Source organism: Lyngbya sp. CCY1209 (assembly GCF_035615495.1).
GTDB lineage: Bacteria > Cyanobacteriota > Cyanobacteriia > Cyanobacteriales > Microcoleaceae > Limnospira.
Genome location: NZ_JAJENU010000620.1, coordinates 15,327 through 33,151 on the forward strand (window position 1 = coordinate 15,327; position 17,825 = coordinate 33,151).

The 17,825-nt window shown below is 53.9% G+C and carries 10 protein-coding genes, 1 pseudogene and 1 riboswitch; of the genes and pseudogenes, 6 read left to right on the forward strand and 5 right to left on the reverse strand.

Going from position 1 to position 17,825, the window contains the following annotated elements; translation table 11 throughout:
* Positions 1–2 precede the first annotated feature (2 nt).
* Positions 3–797, forward strand: coding sequence for a ZIP family metal transporter (locus LKE08_RS23505; protein WP_324706704.1), 795 nt, complete (start codon positions 3–5; stop codon positions 795–797).
* A 195-nt stretch (positions 798–992) separates the two neighbouring features.
* Here the strand turns inward: LKE08_RS23505 and LKE08_RS23510 are convergent, their stop codons facing one another.
* Positions 993–1,262, reverse strand: coding sequence for a hypothetical protein (locus LKE08_RS23510; RefSeq protein ID WP_324706705.1), 270 nt, complete (start codon positions 1,260–1,262; stop codon positions 993–995).
* 252 nt (positions 1,263–1,514) lie between these two features.
* Positions 1,515–1,646: riboswitch (cobalamin riboswitch) on the forward strand.
* Positions 1,647–1,676: 30 nt separating this feature from the next.
* Between LKE08_RS23510 and LKE08_RS23515 the strand changes: the two genes are divergently transcribed.
* Positions 1,677–2,672: a sirohydrochlorin chelatase gene (locus LKE08_RS23515; protein WP_324706706.1), complete on the forward strand. Its 996-nt coding sequence runs from the start codon at positions 1,677–1,679 to the stop codon at positions 2,670–2,672.
* 273 nt (positions 2,673–2,945) lie between these two features.
* Here LKE08_RS23515 and crtO read toward each other — a convergent pair whose 3' ends face one another.
* From crtO to LKE08_RS23530, 3 genes are all read right to left on the reverse strand, one after another.
* Positions 2,946–4,634: a beta-carotene ketolase CrtO gene (gene crtO, locus LKE08_RS23520; RefSeq protein ID WP_324706707.1), complete on the reverse strand. Its 1,689-nt coding sequence runs from the start codon at positions 4,632–4,634 to the stop codon at positions 2,946–2,948.
* 354 nt (positions 4,635–4,988) lie between these two features.
* Positions 4,989–12,608 carry an energy transducer TonB gene (locus LKE08_RS23525; RefSeq protein ID WP_324706708.1) on the reverse strand — a complete coding sequence of 2,540 codons (7,620 nt, stop codon included), beginning with the start codon at positions 12,606–12,608 and terminating at the stop codon, positions 4,989–4,991.
* A gap of 712 nt (positions 12,609–13,320) precedes the next feature.
* Positions 13,321–14,004, reverse strand: coding sequence for a response regulator transcription factor (locus LKE08_RS23530; protein WP_324706709.1), 684 nt, complete (start codon positions 14,002–14,004; stop codon positions 13,321–13,323).
* 323 nt (positions 14,005–14,327) lie between these two features.
* Here LKE08_RS23530 and LKE08_RS23535 point away from each other — a divergent pair, with 323 nt between their 5' ends.
* The 3 genes from LKE08_RS23535 to LKE08_RS23545 all read left to right on the forward strand — a co-directional run bounded on the left by LKE08_RS23535 (position 14,328) and on the right by LKE08_RS23545 (position 16,756).
* On the forward strand, positions 14,328–15,347 hold the full coding sequence (locus LKE08_RS23535) for an ATP-binding cassette domain-containing protein (protein ID WP_324706710.1): 1,020 nt from the start codon (positions 14,328–14,330) through the stop codon (positions 15,345–15,347).
* Positions 15,348–15,438: 91 nt separating this feature from the next.
* A complete protein-coding gene (locus tag LKE08_RS23540) occupies positions 15,439–16,308 on the forward strand; it encodes an ABC transporter permease (RefSeq protein ID WP_324706711.1) in 870 nt (289 codons plus the stop codon).
* A gap of 97 nt (positions 16,309–16,405) precedes the next feature.
* Complete coding sequence (locus LKE08_RS23545) at positions 16,406–16,756, forward strand: hypothetical protein (protein ID WP_324706712.1); 351 nt, start codon at positions 16,406–16,408, stop codon at positions 16,754–16,756.
* Positions 16,757–17,024: 268 nt separating this feature from the next.
* Here the strand turns inward: LKE08_RS23545 and LKE08_RS23550 are convergent.
* Positions 17,025–17,300: pseudogene (locus LKE08_RS23550) on the reverse strand (Uma2 family endonuclease); the annotation flags it as partial.
* Positions 17,301–17,496: 196 nt separating this feature from the next.
* Here LKE08_RS23550 and LKE08_RS23555 point away from each other — a divergent pair.
* Positions 17,497–17,825 (forward strand): Uma2 family endonuclease (locus LKE08_RS23555; protein ID WP_324706713.1); only part of this gene is annotated, 329 nt, incomplete at its 3' end.

Below are 17,825 nucleotides of genomic sequence, written 5' to 3' on the forward strand. Positions count from 1 at the left end.
TAATGCGGGATTTGTTGCAGGATATTCCCATTTTTTATCTGGGCGCGATCGCCAGTCTGATCGCCGGACTGTGCACGGCCGTCGGCGCTTTGCCGATCTTTTTCCTCTCCCATATCAGCCGTCGGTTTCAGGGAATTTTACTCGGTTTCGGCGCCGGGGTGATGTTGGCGGCGACCTCTTTTTCCCTGATCGTCCCGAGTATCGACTATTCCAAATCCCAGACGGGCAGCACGGTATTGGCTGCAATTATCGCGACCATTGGAATCGGAATTGGAGGTGGTTTTTTGTGGTTCAGTAACCAATATTTTCCCCACGAACACTTTTTTAAAGGCCGGGAAGGTCGAAATATCGACAACCTGAAACGGATCTGGCTGTTCGCGATCGCCATCGCCCTGCACAATTTCCCGGAGGGGCTGGCCGTGGGGGTGGGATTCGGGGACGGAGATCTCAACAACGGCATCGCGTTGGCGATCGGAATCGGACTGCAAAATATGCCCGAGGGGCTGGTGGTGGCCCTGGCTTTGATGACCGAACGCTATTCGCGGATCGCCGCTTTTTCGATCGCTTTGGTGACCGGACTTGTGGAACCCGTCGGGGGCGCGATCGGGGCGGGAATGGTGGCGATCGCCCAATTTATTTTACCCTGGGGACTAGCCTTCGCGGCCGGGGCGATGTTGTTCGTCATCAGCGACGAAATTATCCCGGAATCCCACCGCATGGGACAGGAACAGGAAGCCACCTTGGGCGTGATGGCCGGGTTTGTCGTGATGATGTTTTTGGATATTACTTTGGGATAAAGTGGAGGAGCGATTTTAAAAAAATAATCCCAAAGGTGAAGGGAAATTGGAGTGAGAGATGCTTTGACCCATCTGAAATGAGTCAAAACGGCGGAACTGCCAGCCGATTTAAAAAGAGCAAAAAATGATAACGGTTCATTGCCCAACAGCTAGAATTCGCCCCGAACAATGAACGCGATCAAATCAACGCATCATCTAATCCACTCGCTCCAATTGCCAGAGGATTTGATTGCCCTCCCGTCGCACCCTGGAGACTTCCCAGTTGCGCCAAGCCCAGTTGTCGCCGCGGCTGGTGACGGCGCTGGCATTAATATCCATTAAATCGGCGAGTTCGGAGCTGCTGATCAGGTAGCCTTTGCTGGCAATTTCGTCGGCAATATGCAGGGTCTCTATGAGATTCCGAAGTTGGTTGACTCGAACTTCGCGGGGCAAACTCTCATTGGACTCGTTGATTGGCTCAGTCATAACAGAATTGGATACGGCAAGATTAGAGTCTATCACAATGGATTGTATCCTTATATTCGCACTCTTGTCAGTCGTCCCCGAGACAATTATCGGGGGAGAAGGTTAAGAAGTCTTCGATTTGACTATCGTCGTCCTGGGTTCGACCCCGAAGACTGGGGGACATTTGCCCCCCGGGATAACCGCCGCCGGATGCCGTGCCGGCGAATATGTGGATTCATTACAGTTTCAAAGAAAAGGGGTAGAAATTCGCTAAGATGGCAAGGCACAAACGGTAACGACCGGGGAAACATCGGTGGGAGTCCGAGGCTGTGCGGCAACTGTAAGTTGATGGCCGGTGTCGCCGTCAAACAAGCCAGAACGCCCGCCGTTACCGATATCACCCGACATCCCGCCTCGCACGGGAAAGGAGTTTAAATGGAAATTTCGACGACAATTCACCCCCATTCTCTCGCCCCCCTACCGCTGAACCGCCCCCTGCTGCTCATCGGCCACGGAACCCGGGACGACGCCGGACGGCAGACCTTCATCGATTTCGCCGACGCCTACCAGGATCTCGATCGCTCCCGCCCCGTCATCCCTTGCTTTTTGGAACTGACCGGCCCGACCATCCAAGAGAGCATCGATCAATGTGTGGAACAGGGCTACACCGAACTCTCCGCCCTGCCGCTGCTGCTGTTTGCGGCCCGACACAATAAATTCGACATCACCAACGAACTGGATCGGGCCCGGGAACGTCACCCGCAACTGAAATTTCACTACGGACGCCACTTCGGCATCAATCCCAAAATTCTGGAACTGTGGCAGTCCCGCCTCGCCGAACTCGACACCCCCGAGGCTAACCCCCGGCAAATTTCCCGGGCGGACACGGTGCTGCTGTTCGTGGGACGGGGTTCGAGCGACCCGGACGCCAACGGCGACGTCTACAAACTGGCCCGGATGCTGTGGGAGGGAAGCGGCTACCACACGGTCGAAACCTGTTTTATCGGCATCACCCACCCCCGGTTGGAGGAAGGGTTCCGCCGCGCCCGACTTTACGAGCCCAAGCGGATTATTGTCATCCCCTATTTCTTATTTACCGGGGTGCTGATGAAGAAAATTTTCGACATCACCGCCGGGCAGCAGGAACAGTATCCCGAAATCGACATGACCTGCCTGCCGGAAATGGGGATTCACCCGAACTTGTTGGAATTGTTGCGCGATCGCGAAATTGAAACCCAACTGGGACAGGTGCAGATGAACTGCGAAGCCTGTAAATTCCGGCTGGCTGCGGTTTCCGGCGAGGGACATTCCCACCACCACCACGGCCACGACCACCACCACCACGGGCATTCTCACGACCATTCCCACGGGGCGATCGACCCCTACGCGGAGCCGGAACGTTACCACGAGCGGATCTGGCAAGTTCCTTAGTTGATCTGGGGGAAGAAACCGGGTTTCTAGACATCTCGGGTTGGGAGGAAGAAACCGGGTTTCTAGGAGGGTGTTTTGTTCCTCATCAAGATCTAAATAGAAACCCGGTTTCTAGAACTCTCGTTGGGGAGGAAGAAACCGGGTTTCCAGACATCTCGGGTTGGGAGGAAGAAACCGGGTTTCTAGATATCTCGGTGTGGAGGAAGAAACCGGGTTTCTAGAAGGGTGTTGGGTTCTCCCCTGAGATGTTGGTAGAAACCCGGTTTCTAGATGTCACTTGAAAACCCCCTCCCAAAGCGACGCGATCGCCCCTCCAACCCCTGCGATCGCCCGATTCCAAGGTTTTTGAACTTGCAGGAACACCCGGGCGCAATTGCGCCCCGGCATCCCGGAAATCGAGCCACCCGGATGGGTGCCCGCCCCGGTCAGAAACAGCCCCTCGACGGGGGTTTTGTAGTTGGCAATTTCCGGCAGGGGACGCAAAAATACCATCTGATCAAGGGTCATATCGAGGTGGTAATAATTGCCCTTGTAGGAGCCCAGACGCTCCCCCAATTCCGCCGGACTCTCCACCCGGCGGGCGATCATCGAATTTTTGAGATTGGGGGCGTATTCGGCGAGTTTGTCCAAAACGCGATCGCCCACCTTGTTTTTCAAGTCGTCCGTCCACCCCGTGCCGTTGAGCCCCGTCCCCTGAGCCCCGGCGATCTGATAGGGGGCGAAAAACTCGATCCAGAGGGTGTGTTTCCCCTCCGGCGCCATCGAGGGGTCGAGAACCGTCGGAACCACCGCATACATGGACGGGTCGGAATCGGGGATTTCCCCCACGGTGCAGAGGCTGTGGGCTTTTTCGACCTGCCGCACCGAGTCGGCGATCAAAACCGACCCGATCAGATATTCGTCCCGGTGGTTGTAGGCTTCAAACCGAAGCGGTTCTGACAACGCGCAGTCGATTTTGAGGATGGTTTCGTTGTTGTTGATAATTTTGCGTTCCAACCGTTCCCGCAAATTGCGATCGGCGGCGTCCACATCGGCGGGATCGACGCACTGCAAAAATAACCGCCGCGCATCGATATTGGAAATCACCCCCCGGCGGGCGCGATATTCCCGCCCCCCCTCAACCGCCACCCCAATAGCCCGTCCATTATCAATTAATACCCGCTTGACGGACTGTTCCGTGAGGATTTCCCCGCCGAGGCTGGTGACGAGGTTGACGAGGGCCCGGGTGAGGGCGCCCGTTCCCCCCCGGGGGCGGGACATTCCGGGTTCGTGCCGCATCGCCAACATACTCGCCCCGACGGAGATTCCCTTTTGGGAGGGTGGGGCACCGATTTCCGCCGCCAATCTTGCTAGGGGCGCCCGGACGACTTCCGTATCGAACCACTCGCAGACGAGATCTTCGGGACTAATTAACATCGTCCGCAGGAAATCCAGGGCTTTGGTGGGGCCGCCGACGATCGCCAACGCATCTTTGAGGGCGTCCATATTGTAGCTGGCGACGATATCGGGGATGGATTGGGGCGGGGCGTTGAACAGGGGCGCGATCGCACTCATGAGGCGCTGCCAGTAGGCGACAAATTCGGCGTATTTTCGGGCGTCATAGTCGCTGTAGCGGGCGATTTCGGCGCAGGTTTGTTCAACGGACCGATGGGCGAGAAAATACCGCCCGTCCGCCTGGGGACAGAACACCACCGGATCGCAGTAAAGATAATCCAACCCGTAGCGATGCAATTCCAATTCTCGAACCACCGGGCCGAGGTGAATGAATTCGTGGTCGATCGCGCACAGGTTAAACTTGAATCCCGGCGCGGTTTCCGGCATCACTTCCTCCGTCGTAGCCGCCCCCCCCGGCACGGGTCGCTTTTCCAGCAGCAGGACGCTGTACCCCGCTTTCAGCAAGTAAGCGGCACAGACGAGCCCGTTGTGACCCGCGCCGATAACGATCGCATCGTAGGTTGACATACAGATTTCGGGAATCAAAGTTAAATGTCTTATTGTACCGACTTCGGAACGCGGCGGGCATTTCGCCCGGGAATTGATTCGATCGCTATCGGCTATCGGGTTTGCCGCTTTCAGCAAAAGTCAACGAGAGAGCTCGGGGGGAGGAAGAAACCGGGTTTCTCGTGGGTTATTTTGTTAGCCATCGAGATGCTGGAAAGAAACCCGGTTTCTAGAGTTTTCGGGGTGGGTGTGGAGTTGACCCCGGAAAAAATTAGGTCTAAAAAAAGTGCCGGATTGAATTCAATCCGACACTTCATCAATTAACTTACAGATTTGAAAGCGATCGCTCTGTCATTCCAGACAAGATGGGACCAACTAGACGCCAAACACGTCGGTTTCGGTCGTCGCCTGGAAGTTGTACACATCCAAGAACGTCACCTGTTCGACGGACTGAACCTGAGCGAAGGAAACCAAAGCGGCAGAGTTCGCAGAAATGTAAGTTTCCATTTCCAGTTCGGGATATTCCGCCAGGAATTCCTCGCTGTAAGGCTCGATTCCGGCTTCCAGACCCGCGCCGAACATATACTGCAACCGCTGGGTGAAGCTGACCTCTTCAAAGGACTCGACACCGTAGTAATCGGCAACTTCTTGTTGCAATTCCTCGGACTCGAAGTATTCCTCGAAGTTGTAGATATCGGAACTTTCGTTCCCCGCTTCTAACAGTTGACCCGTCAAAGCATCGTACAGTTCGCCGTCGTCGATGTCGCCGTTGCCATCTTGGTCGAAGTCGTCCAAATTTTCTTCCAGTTCGTCGGCGTATTCACCCCGTGCCCAATCGAGATCGATGGTCGGTGCGGTGTTGAAATTGGCTTGCAAACTGAACTGGAACGACTGCTGGGAACTGATCTGGTAGACGTTTTCGATGCGGTAATTTTGAACCACTTGCTCGCTGAGTTGTTCGCGGTAGTAGTCGAGATCGACAAACTGCGCGATATCGATACCCAGTTCGGAGGCAATTCCCAGATCAAAGCTCGCCAGGAAAGACACATCCAGGCTGGCAACTTCCTCGACGGAAACACCGAAGAAATCGGCCAGAACTGCGGGATATTCTTGTGCAATACCCTCGTAGTCCACGGGTGCGAAATTAAAGTCTTCTTCCAGACCCACCGTGTAGGCGTGTTCGAGAATCTGCACCTGACTCAGGCTTTCGGCACTCACTCCGAAGGTCCCTTCCAAGGTGCCAGCATATTGAGTGCGATAATACTCGAAGTCAATGGTTTCGGACAGACCGCCGTAGAAGTAATCCACCACCAACGCACTTTCCAGGCTTTCGACTTCGCTGACCCCAATCTGATAATACTCGGCCAATTGCACCTGGAATTGTTCTTTGAGATACTCAACTTCGACGTATTCCAGGGGATTGATTCCGAGTTCCCATCCTTCTTGGAAGGCAAACTCGATCACCTGCTCGCGAGTCAAGCCGCCGAGATTGAAGCCGTCGTCGTCCACTTCTGCAAACACCGGCGCCGCCGTTCCTCGCAGCTTGCTGCTGCCATTGCGATTTTCACCCACGCTCGTCAGGCGGACGCCGAATTCCTCGCCGATAAATTGCTCCAGGGTCAACTCTTCACCCTCGGAACTGAGGACAAACACGGTGGATTGAATGTCATCCTGACCGATACCGGACGTTCCGATTTGCACGCCGGCTTCAAAGTCCAGGGGTGCGATGGTGGCGTTACCCACTTGCGTCACGTCGCCGCCGAAGTCCGAGGAGGTGACATCATCCCCCGTCACCGACAGGCTATCGAGAAGATCGTCATTTTCGATATCAAAGAACAGGCCGTTGAGATCCGCGATCGGTTCCACGCTGTCAACCGTCACCTGAATGCCGTCTTCAACTTCCTCGAGCGTCACCGTCACGCCGGCGGGAGCTCCGGTGAAGTTCGACAACTCGACCACGACGGAATCGGGAATTTCACCTTCTTCGGTGGGGGGTTCGAGGTCTTCGAGTTCTTCTTCGTAGAACTCTGCGAGTGCTTCGGCGTTGGCTTCGGCGTAGCCTTCCACATCGAAAGCCTCAGTTTGGACTGCTTCGACTTCCAGGAGTGCTTGGAATTCCTCGCTATAAGCGATTTGAACCACCTGCTGCCGTGAGAGATTGGCGATATCATCGATTTCGATACCCAGATCCTCCAACAACTGGGTTTGTTGTTCGACCGTCAACTGTTGAACCTGGTATTGCAGGAAGTTGTGATCGAGGGACAGGAACTCGCTTTGCAGCCAGTTGATAACCGTCGCATCTGCGATTTCTTGAGTGGCGATCGCGGCTTGGTAGGTTTCGCCGAGATAGTCGAAGGCGACGTATCCCTCAAGCGTTCCTTCCGCTTCCCCGAACATGAACCCGTGGACTTGTTCCAGGGTCAATTCCGCTACGTCGTCCACATCCTCGAACCCTTCCAACAAGGCTTCGGCGTTGTCTTGGATATAGGCTTGATAGTCAACCGGCGAGAGCTCGATTTCTTCCTCGGCTTCCATCAACAAGGCTTTGAAGTCGCGGCTGTAAACCAGTTCCACCACCTGAGCATCGCCGAGATCTCCGAGTTCCGCGATCGCTTCTTCCGGGGACAGGATCTCGTTCACCTGTTCGATGGTGACGGTTTCGGCTTCCAACAATTGTTCCACTTGATAGCGGACATAGCCGACATCGGCGGTGAGGAAGTTCTCCTCAAATGTCGCCAGAATTTCTCCGTCGGGGAGGAACTGGACTTCACCTCGCAACACGTCTTCGGCGGTGACGGAGGTTTCTTCGGTATTGAAGAAGTTGACAATATCCTCGGTTTCCGCAACCCGCAGGTAGTCGTAATTGACGGTAGACTGTACCCGTTCGAGTTCGACATCCTCTCCCAGAATTTCCCCGAACTCCTCGCTAAACGCCAGGGTGGTAATGTTTTCTGAAGTCAACTCATCGAGAGATGCATATTCGGTTTCCAAAATACCGTTGACATCTTCAAGGGTGAAGGCGAAATCATGCATCAGTTCTTGAAGCTGATACGCCACATAACCGGTGTCGATTTCTTCCGCCTGCGTAACGGTTTCCACCGTCACCTGTTGGATGTAAGCCAGAACGTCTTCGGCTGCAAATTCCGTACCGTCGTCGGCGGTATCATCACCCGTGGTATCGTCCGAACTCTCATCGTCCGAATCGTCGGCGGTATCGTCCGAACTCTCATCGTCCGAATCATCGGTGGTATCGTCCGAACTCTCATCTTCCGAATCGTCGGCGGTATCGTCACCACTCAAATCATCGGTGATATCGTCCGAATCGTCATCGTCCGAATCATCGGCGGTATCGTCACCACTCAAATCATCGTCGGATTCCCCTCCGATCGCATCATCTTCACCAATGAAAGCGGCAATTTCTTCCCCTTGAGTTGCACTGAAGAATTCGACAATTTCCTCTTGGGTGAATTCGCGATCGGCCAATTCTTCTTCAGACAACTCGAAGTATTGAGCAAGTTCGGTGGCGTACTGAGAAACCACGAAACCGATATTCAGTTCGCTTTGAACCAGTTCGAGTTCGAGTTCAAACTCACTTTGGAATTCGGTATCCAATCCCAAATTGGTGAGTTGCTCGTCGGTGAGATCGTCGAGTGTGTCAATCGGTTCTTCGAGAACGGAGTTGATATCGTCGATCGCGATCGCTTCTTCGTCCAGAAGTTCTTGCAGTTGATATCGGACGTAAGCGACATCGACCTCAATTTCCTGTCCCTCAATGGTCGTCACCGAGTTAGTCGCAAACCACTCTTGAGCCACTTCCAGGGTCACATCCGTTTCGGAAATGCCCAAATCTGTGGCAATTTCTGCGGACTGACTCAACAAGAAATCGTCGAGTTGTTCGTCAGTAATCGTCGTAACTTCCTCCCCAGTGACGGCGGCGATATCCACATCCAAAACGTGGGCGATCGCGGGGGCAAAGATTTCCCGGACGTAATCGGCACTGACCGTTTCTTGGAACAGTTTAATCTCAGTTTCCTCACCCAACAAGGCTTGAAAATCGGGATTGAAAACCAAATTGATCAGCCCTCGATCTCCGAGGTCATCCAAACTGGTAATTTCCTCCGGCAAAATACCGTTCAAATCAGCCAGCGTCAGGGTTTCCTCTTCGAGCAACATTTCAATTTGCTCTTGGACGTAAGCCGTATCCACATTGAGGAATGAAAACTCACTCAACCAGGCCTTAACCGCCTCGTCGCTGTCGAGAATCGCCGCGTTGAAAGTTGTACCGATATAGTCGAGATCGGCAAATTCTTCCACGCTGAACTGTTGAGCACCGACGGTGAGGGCGAACTGACCGATCATATCTTGGCTCAGTTCGGTGACGCTTTCAACGCCATAATATTCAGTCAGAGCCGTTTCCAACTCCTCGCCATATTCGGCAAGATAGCCTTGGAAATTGAACCAACCCAAGGAGTTAAAATCGACCTCTTCTTGTCCGTAAAGATACTCGAGAATTTGCAGTTCGCTAACCTGAGCAATACTCTCGACTCCGAAGATTTGCGCCACATCTCCCTCGAAAGTAAAGCGGAAGTAATCGTAATTGACGACTTGAGACAAACCGCCATAAATCAGGTCGAGAACCACGTCTGCATCGACATCGGCGACTTCACCTTCTTCGAGGTCAAAGGCGGCAATAATGCGATCGCTGTACTGCTCCCGCAGGAATTCCAGGGCATCATCATCAACCACTTCAGACAGGCTCAGACCCCGTTGCAAGGCTTCGTTGACGACAAACTGATAAATCTGCTGTTGGTTGAAACCACTGACTCCATAGAAAGCCGTCAGTTCTTCGGTATATTGGACGAACGCAGCATCCAGATCAAAGGGGATGAGTTGATTATCGACGTCAAAACCTTCGGTGAGAAAATAGAACCGAATTTCCTCCGCAGTCAGTTGGTCGAGTTCTTTACCCAAACTCTCCGCATGAGTTGCCAATTCCTCTTCGTATTGAAGCAGTGCGAACCGGATATCGATCGCCGGAGCATCATCGCCAAATACGAAACTGACCACATTCTCAGCCGTGAAGTCCGCGCCAAATCGTGCGGTTAATGCTTCGGAATAAACGGTCGCGTAGTAGTTGGTATCAACGACATTAACCAGTTGATTGACCAAGGCAAACTGTTGGCTTTGCTCAAACAAGAAAGTATTGATTTGAGCGTCGCTCAAAATTTCGATATTGGTGACGTTGAAGAAAGCTTGCAGTTGCGATGCAAACAGCGATCGAGCTTCCGCAAAGTTAACGGCTGCCCCCATCACGTTCAAATTTTCTCCCGCACCCAAAGTAAAGGAAATCACCTGGGACTCGGTCAAACTGCCGACATTCTCGACCTCGATTTCGTAGAATTCCGCCAGTTGTTCCGCGTATTGATTCACCACATAGTTGACATCGACAAAAACCTGGGAGTCGATGCTGGCGATGACTTCCTGTTCGGACAGTTCTTCAACATCGTCAACGTCGTAGAATTCCTGAATGGCTTCCACATTAGTCTGTTCGACGAAGTTGATATGCACGAAAACCGACGGGTTGACACCTTCCGGAAGTCCGTTTTCCTGAATGAATGCGATCGCTTCCTGCTGGGTCGCATCCGGCCCCAAGGTGGCAGTAATTTCTTCGCCGTAGATGGCGGTCAGATATTCAAACCCGAAGGAGGCGGAAGTATTCAACCCCTCTTCCAAACCTTGGCTATTGATAAACGCCAAAACTTGGGTATTGGAAATTTCGGTGATTTCAACGCCGAAGAACGCTTCCAACTGGGTCTGGTAAACGGCTGTGACATAGTTGAGGCTCACCACCGTAGAGGGATTGACCGCTTCCAAACCATCTTCGGAGGTGACGTACTCGAAAATTTCGGTATTCGTAAGATTGGTAATTTCGGTTCCGAAATGAGCTTCGATCGCCGTAATTGATTGTTGATTGGACAGCAAGAAATCTAAGTCAACTAACGACGACGGACTCTGACCTTCCGGCAATCCGACTTCGACAATGTAACTGAACAGTTGTGCATTACTGATGTTCTCGACGGAAACCCCGAAGAACTGTTCGAGTTGGACGCTGTAGGTCGATTGGAAGAAGCTCAAGCTGATATTCGGACTCGGCGAGAATCCTTGTTCCAAGCCTTCCCCGTCGATGTAATTGACGATTTGCAAGTAGCTGAGTTCTTCGACGGATGCCACGCCGTAAAACGCGATCAGTTGGGCACTGTAAGCCTCCAAATAGTAGCTCACATCGACGGCGGGAGATGGATTGATGTCAAGTTCCAAGTAATTCTCATCCAGCCAATCCAAGAGCTCCTGAGTGGCGATGGTGGTGACATCTTCCACTTGGAAAGCCACTTGCAATTGAGCTTCGTAGGTGGTCAGAATAAATCCGACATTGAAGGCGACTTCTGACGGCAGTTCGGGTTCCGGTTCGGGTTCCGGTTCCGGTTCGGGTTCCGGTTCCGGTTCGGGTTCCGGTTCGGGTTCCGGTTCCGGTTCCGGTTCGGGTTCCGGTTCGGGTTCCGGTTCCGGTTCCGGTTCGGGTTCCGGTTCCGGTTCGGGTTCCGGTTCCGGTTCGGGTTGTTCTGCTACGGGAGGAGGTGCGGAGGGGATATCGTCGAGGGGAGGTAACTCGCCACTCACTCCATCATCCGCATCGTCGTCCTCGTCGTCGTCCTCGTCGTCGTCCTCGTCGTCGTCCTCGTCGTCGTCCTCGTCGTCGTCCTCGTCGTCAGTATCCGGGATGTCTCCACCATCGTCATCAGCTTCGTCGTCCGGCGTGTCGATGACATCATCTCCTTCGGAACCGGTATCCTCATCGTCGTCGTCGGAACCGATAATCAGATTGAAATTCGCCTCAATTTGAGCAATGAGTTCGGAAAGGTTAATTTCAGTGAGACTGGTCAGATTTAGAGTTTCCAAGACTTGGGAAACAGAGAACGAGAAGCTAAACTCCCGCTGTTCAAAAAATCCGAATTGTACCCAGTGGTCTGTGGCTGTAATTTGACCGCTTTCGATAAATGGAACCAAATCCGGGTTCAACGCCACATATTCGCTGACGTTGAAAATATTGCTGAACTCCAGACTTTGGCGGCGTCCGATTTGCAGGAAATGGGTGAAAGCACTGACTTGCAAACCCTGATTAGCCGCCTCTTCCAGGTCGCTGACAACGCCGGGGTTCAGTTGCAGGTAGACATTGGGATTGAATAGATTGCTGCCAATCCGGTTTTCAAACTGTCCGAACTGCAAGAAGTGGACGAAGCTGCTGACGAGGTTTCCTTGGGTGACAGAAACCAGGTCGGGATTTGCTTGGGTGTAAATGTTGATGTTGAAGAAGTTGCTAAACTCCCGACCTTCGGCCAGACCGAAATCTAAGAAGTGGGTGAGCAAATCTTCCCGAGAGATCACAGCCGCGACATCCGGATTGCTCTGGGCATATTCGGTAATGTTGAAAAATGAACTGAATTCCCGGCCTTCAAATTGACCGAATTCAAAGAAGTGTTGTCGCAGGTCAAACGTGAATCCTGCCGCCTCGACTTCCAGTTGGAATTGTGCCAGGTCGGGGTTTTGTTCGAGGTAGGCTTCTTCATCGAAAAGTTGATTCAGGATGAAGGTTCTGATATCGCCCACGACATCGAGAAAAGTCGGGACGGGGGCGTCATCCGCCACCGCTTCCGAGTCGGTTATCTCCACTTCAGATTCAGCAATTTCCGGATTTTCCAGACCGTTGCCCGGGTCGTCAATTTCGGAGACCATTTCATTATCAATTTGCCCTCCGTCATCGAGGTCGTCATCCGCTTCGTCATCGGTGTCATCATCTGTTTCGTCTACGTCCAGTTCGATCGCCGTGACGTCAGCCAAATCTTCCGATTCTGAGCCGTCCATTTCTGCGTCTAATTCTTCGGAGATTTCCGGGTCTTCTAGGATTAGAGGGACGGAAGTCAAAAGTTCGTCGTCCATGCTTAAAAAATCCTCAATTCTAATTATTTTTGGGGTCATTTGCACTCAAAAATCGTTCCCAATGCGATAGGTGCGCTGTCGCGGATCGCCCGCCGGCTCGAATTGGGGAAATAATGAGATACAAACGTTGGGGCCGTCGATGCCGAATTCTCAAAATCATAGATGCGACCCAAAGTTCATCCGACGTCGTTTTGGGAGGGCTGAATTCGATCGCACTTCGGAAAATGTTCTGGTGAGATTTCAGCCCGGACTCCTGATGGGGAAGGACGAAGGACGGCCGTGAAAGATCCCCCGAGTCGATCAGACCCGAAGGGTTTAGGAATCAGTCTTTCGGATGTTTTTTGACCTCACACCACAAAATCATCGTGCTTCTTCCAGTCGTGATACTTCAGTTCTTGTACTCCCTCATTGTAAGGATACCCCTTAAGATCTCCATGAAGTCAACGTGAGAAATTTCTTAATATTAATCTCGAATGGGGGTCGAGAACCGAACCGGCCGGGGCGATCGCCGACAAAACCAATTATTGACGAATTGCCACCCAATATTGTTCCTCAAATTTTGAAGATATCGAGTTTTCATTCTTCCCCGTTCCCTCCTCAACCGGCTTGTTGCCTATTGCCTGTTACCTGTTGCCTCCGTCAACGGAGTCTGTCCGGCCAAACGATCAACTATTAGACGAATTCAAACCGGCTGGGGTTCCCCCAAATCTTCTCAAATGTCCCGGGGCGAACTACAGAGGCGGTAGCCCATGCCCCGCAGGGTTTCGATGCGATCGCTGCCCAGTTTTTTCCGCAGGTAGCCGACGTAGACATCGACGACGTTGGACCCCGGATCGTAATCGTAACCCCAGACGCGATCGAGCAACTGTTCGCGGCTGAGGACCTGTTCGGGGTGGCGCAGGAAGGTTTCGAGGAGTTGGAACTCCTTAGCCGAAAGTTTCAGGGTGCGATCGCCCACCTGCACCTGGCGGGTATATAAATTCAAGGAAATATCGGCGACCCGGAGACTTTTCTCATCCTCGCCGCCGGTTGGAGTTTGGGTCCGCAGCCTAGCCCGCACCCGGGCCAGCAGTTCCGCGAACCGAAACGGCTTGGTCACGTAATCGTCCGCGCCGCCCTCCAACCCCGCCACCTTGTCGGTGATGTCGTCGCGGGCCGTCAGGATGATGATGGGCAAATTTTCCCCCTGGCCCCGCAATTCCTTCAACACCTGGAACCCGTCGCGGTCGGGGAGTCCCAAATCGAGGATCAGCAGGTCAAAATTGTTGCCGATGGCTTTGTCGATCACTTCCCGTCCGCTGCCGGCGATGGCGGTGGTAAAGCCGCTGGCCCGCAGTCCCTTTTCGAGGAAGGCGGCGATTCGGGGTTCATCTTCGGCAATTAAAATCCGGCTCATGTCACAAGACCTGATCAGAGGAGAATGTCGGGAAATTTCCCGGGGGTCGGCGGCGGGTTATGGCGCTGTGTGCAGGTAATGGGTAATGGGTAATGGGGAATCGGTTAACGGTCATCACCTTGAGATTAGGGTTTCAAGGTGGGTCTGCCGAACGAAACGGTCAAGACACGATCGCTCATCATTGCCATAGCTTACCCCCGGGCGGTCAAATTTCGTGCGATCGTCGGACGATCTAAAACGGTGCACCCCCGATCGCGACCGCCGGCAATCCATTAAAATGTTGAGTAATGTAAACGCGATCCGTATCCACCAGCAATTGTGACATGACTCCTGCCGTTTTAATCGAGAATCTGCAAAAACGTTACGGTTCGGTTGAGGCCGTCAAAGATGTTTCCCTGGAAGTCCGGCCCGGGGAAATTTTCGGCTTGCTCGGCCCTAACGGCGCGGGGAAAACCACGACCCTGCGATCGCTGTGCACCCTCATCACCCCTGATGCGGGTCACTTGGCGGTTTCGGGCATCTCGGTGGTCGATCGCCCCAAACTGGCCCGACGGCGCCTCGGCTACGTCGCCCAGGAAGTCGCCCTCGACAAGGTGCTCACGGGTCGGGAACTGCTGCAACTGCAGGCGGCGCTGTACCACCTCCCCCGCCCCCAAATTAAAGACCGCATCGAGACGGTGGCGCAACTGCTGGGCCTGCAGGAGTGGATCGACCAAAAAAGCGGCACCTATTCCGGGGGCATCCGCAAGCGCCTCGACCTAGCGTCGGGCCTGCTGCACCAGCCCGACGTCTTGGTACTCGACGAGCCGACGGTGGGCCTGGACATCGAAAGTCGGGTGGCGGTGTGGGACTTCCTGCGGAAACTGCGGGAGTCGGGAACCACGGTGCTGATCACCAGCCACTATTTGGAGGAGGTGGACGCCCTGGCCGACCGCGTGGCCATCATTGACAAGGGGGTGGTCATCGCCACCGGAACCCCTTCGGAACTCAAAGATCGGGTGGGCGGCGATCGCGTCACCCTGCGGATTCGGGAGTTCTCCCCGGCCGAAGAGGCCGAAAAAGCCAAGGAATTGCTCGAATCCCTATCCTGCGTCCAAGAAATTATCATCAACCCGGCCCAGGGCAATTCCCTCAATTTGGTGGTTGAACCCCAAAACGATGCTCTGCTCACTATCCAGCAAGCCCTGAAAGAGGCGGGTTTGCCGACGTTCGGCATCGCCCAGTCCCGCCCCAGTTTGGACGATGTTTATCTGGCTGCCACGGGTCAAACCCTTATGGATGCGGAACTCGCCGGGGCGGCCGGACGCGACCCGAAGGCGGAGAAAAAGCGGAATATGCGTTAGAAAAGAGAGCGGAGGGACTCTGCTTTTTATTCCCGACGACCGACGACCGACTCCCTATTCCCCAATTTGTTGCGATCGAGATTTTAAAATTATGAGTGGTACGACGATTAATCCTCAATTATCGGCGGCGGAGTTGGAGGAACAATCCAATCCCGTGGGCGAGTTCATCCAGGAAACTCTTGCCCTCACCCGCCGCCTGTTCATCCAGTTGCGGCGACGCCCTTCGACGCTGATCGCGGGGGTCATTCAACCGTTGATGTGGTTGATTTTGTTCGGGGCGCTGTTCCAAAATGCCCCCGAAGGGTTGTTCGGAGAAACGACAAATTACGGACAATTTCTCGGCGCCGGGGTGATCGTGTTTACGGCCTTCGCCGGGGCGCTGAACGCCGGGTTGCCGGTGATGTTCGATCGCGAGTTCGGCTTTTTGAACCGCCTGTTGGTGGCGCCACTGGCTTCGCGGTTTTCCATCGTTTTAGCCTCGGCTATTTATATCGTCACCCTCAGTTTCGTCCAGACGGCGGCGATCGTCACGGCGGCATCATTTATGGGCGCCGGATTGCCGGGAATTGCCGGACTGGCGGTGATCGCCCTGGTGGTTTTGTTGTTGGTGCTGGGGGTGACGGGTTTGAGTTTGGGTCTGGCCTTCGCCCTCCCCGGCCACATTGAATTGATCGCGGTGATTTTCGTGACGAACCTGCCGCTGCTGTTCGCGAGTACGGCTCTGGCGCCCCTGTCGTTCATGCCGAAGTGGTTGCAGGTGGTGGCGACGCTGAATCCCCTCAGCTACGCGATCGAACCGATCCGCTACCTCTACGTCCACGAGAGTTGGTCCTGGGGTAGCGTGGTGATGGCCGCACCTTTCGGCGAGGTGACGTTCGGCGCGGCGCTGTTGGTGTTGCTCGGGTTCGCGATCGCCGCCCTGCTGCTGATTCAACCGCTGTTGCGCCGTCGGTTCGCTTAGGTTTCCGACCCATTTGGAAACATTCTATACCCCTCCTGTTCGGGAGGGGTTTAAAATGATTGAGTTATAGAATTCTTCTAAATCGTAATTGACAGCTATGGCTATGAAATCGGCATCTCTGAAAACCATCGCCGCGATCGCCTCTTTGAGCTTGGGTGGGGCCGTTTGGGTCCAATCCGGCGCGATCGCCCAAACCACCGTCGATCCCCTCCAGGATTTCGACAGCCGCAACAGCACCACTGAGTCTTCGGCGACGCTGAACCAGCGGACGCTGTTCGACATCCTCCACCGTGCCCAACAAGGTGGGTTCGACTTCGACGGATCGGTTGAGACTCAACGGAATGAAAATATACTCGACGCGGCGGCTGAGTTCCGGGAAAAGCAACGGCGGGCGATCGAGGCTCAACCGGCGTCGGGGACGGAAGTTGAAGGAGAAGTGACCCCGTAGGAACGCATTGAAAGAAAATGGGGCGATATCATCGATATCCCAACCGCCCTGGCGGTTGCCATACTCCATCGATCGCCCCGTTACCACAAAAATTTAATCTTGTCAAGCCTACCTCCCAAATTGTGTGAAGTTCTGCTTCTACTCGCGATCGCAATCAATCCCCGCTTCCCGCAACAACTGTTCCAGCCTTTGAGCCTTGCGACGCTCCTCTTCTAACTCGGCGGTCACTTGTTCGGCTCGCGATCGCTCCTGTTGCAACTGTTGCTTTCTCTTTCCACTGTTGATAGGAACCTCTGTCTCCCTTTTCCACCCCAAACACCACCATCACATCCGGAGCTTGGCGAGTTCTATTATCCCCTTCGACGGGATACCAGAGCAAATCCCCCGCCACAAACACGTTGCGATCGTTTGCAAACAACCACGCCAGATTGTGATAGATTGTCATAATCCAGCGAAACTGAACTGTATTGTCCGACATCGGTTTACCGTCTGAATCCGGATAGAGAATCTCATGCTGAGTTGCAATTTGTGGTTGATAAACCATTGTTAATTCTCCCGATAAACTCATCTTTTTTCCCTATCCAGAACATTATAGCAGTGTGAAATTATGAGTTGAAATTCGATCCGCTAAAAGCCCCCAGAATTGGGGGTTTGGGGGCGAGAAGATTTGAAACCGATCGCATTCCCATCCCTGTGAGTTACCATCAACACTATCCGCCCAAATTCTCGGAGGAAATTCGATGCACTCCACCCTGACTCTGGAACTTCCCCCTTCCACCCTTCTCCACGTCACCCAGGAACAATTCCAAGCCCTCGCCGCCGCCAACCCCGATTTAAGATTAGAACGGACCGCCGCAGGAGAACTGATTGTGAACCCACCCGCAGGCAGCGAATCAGGAAAAAAAAATAGCCGCATCACCGGACAACTCGATCGCTGGGATGAAGCCCACGAAGACTTGGGTGTTGCCTTCGACTCTTCGGCGGGATTTATTCTCCCCAACGGCGCCACCCGTTCCCCCGATGCCTCTTGGGTAGCTCGCTCTCGGTGGGAGGCGCTGACACCCGAACA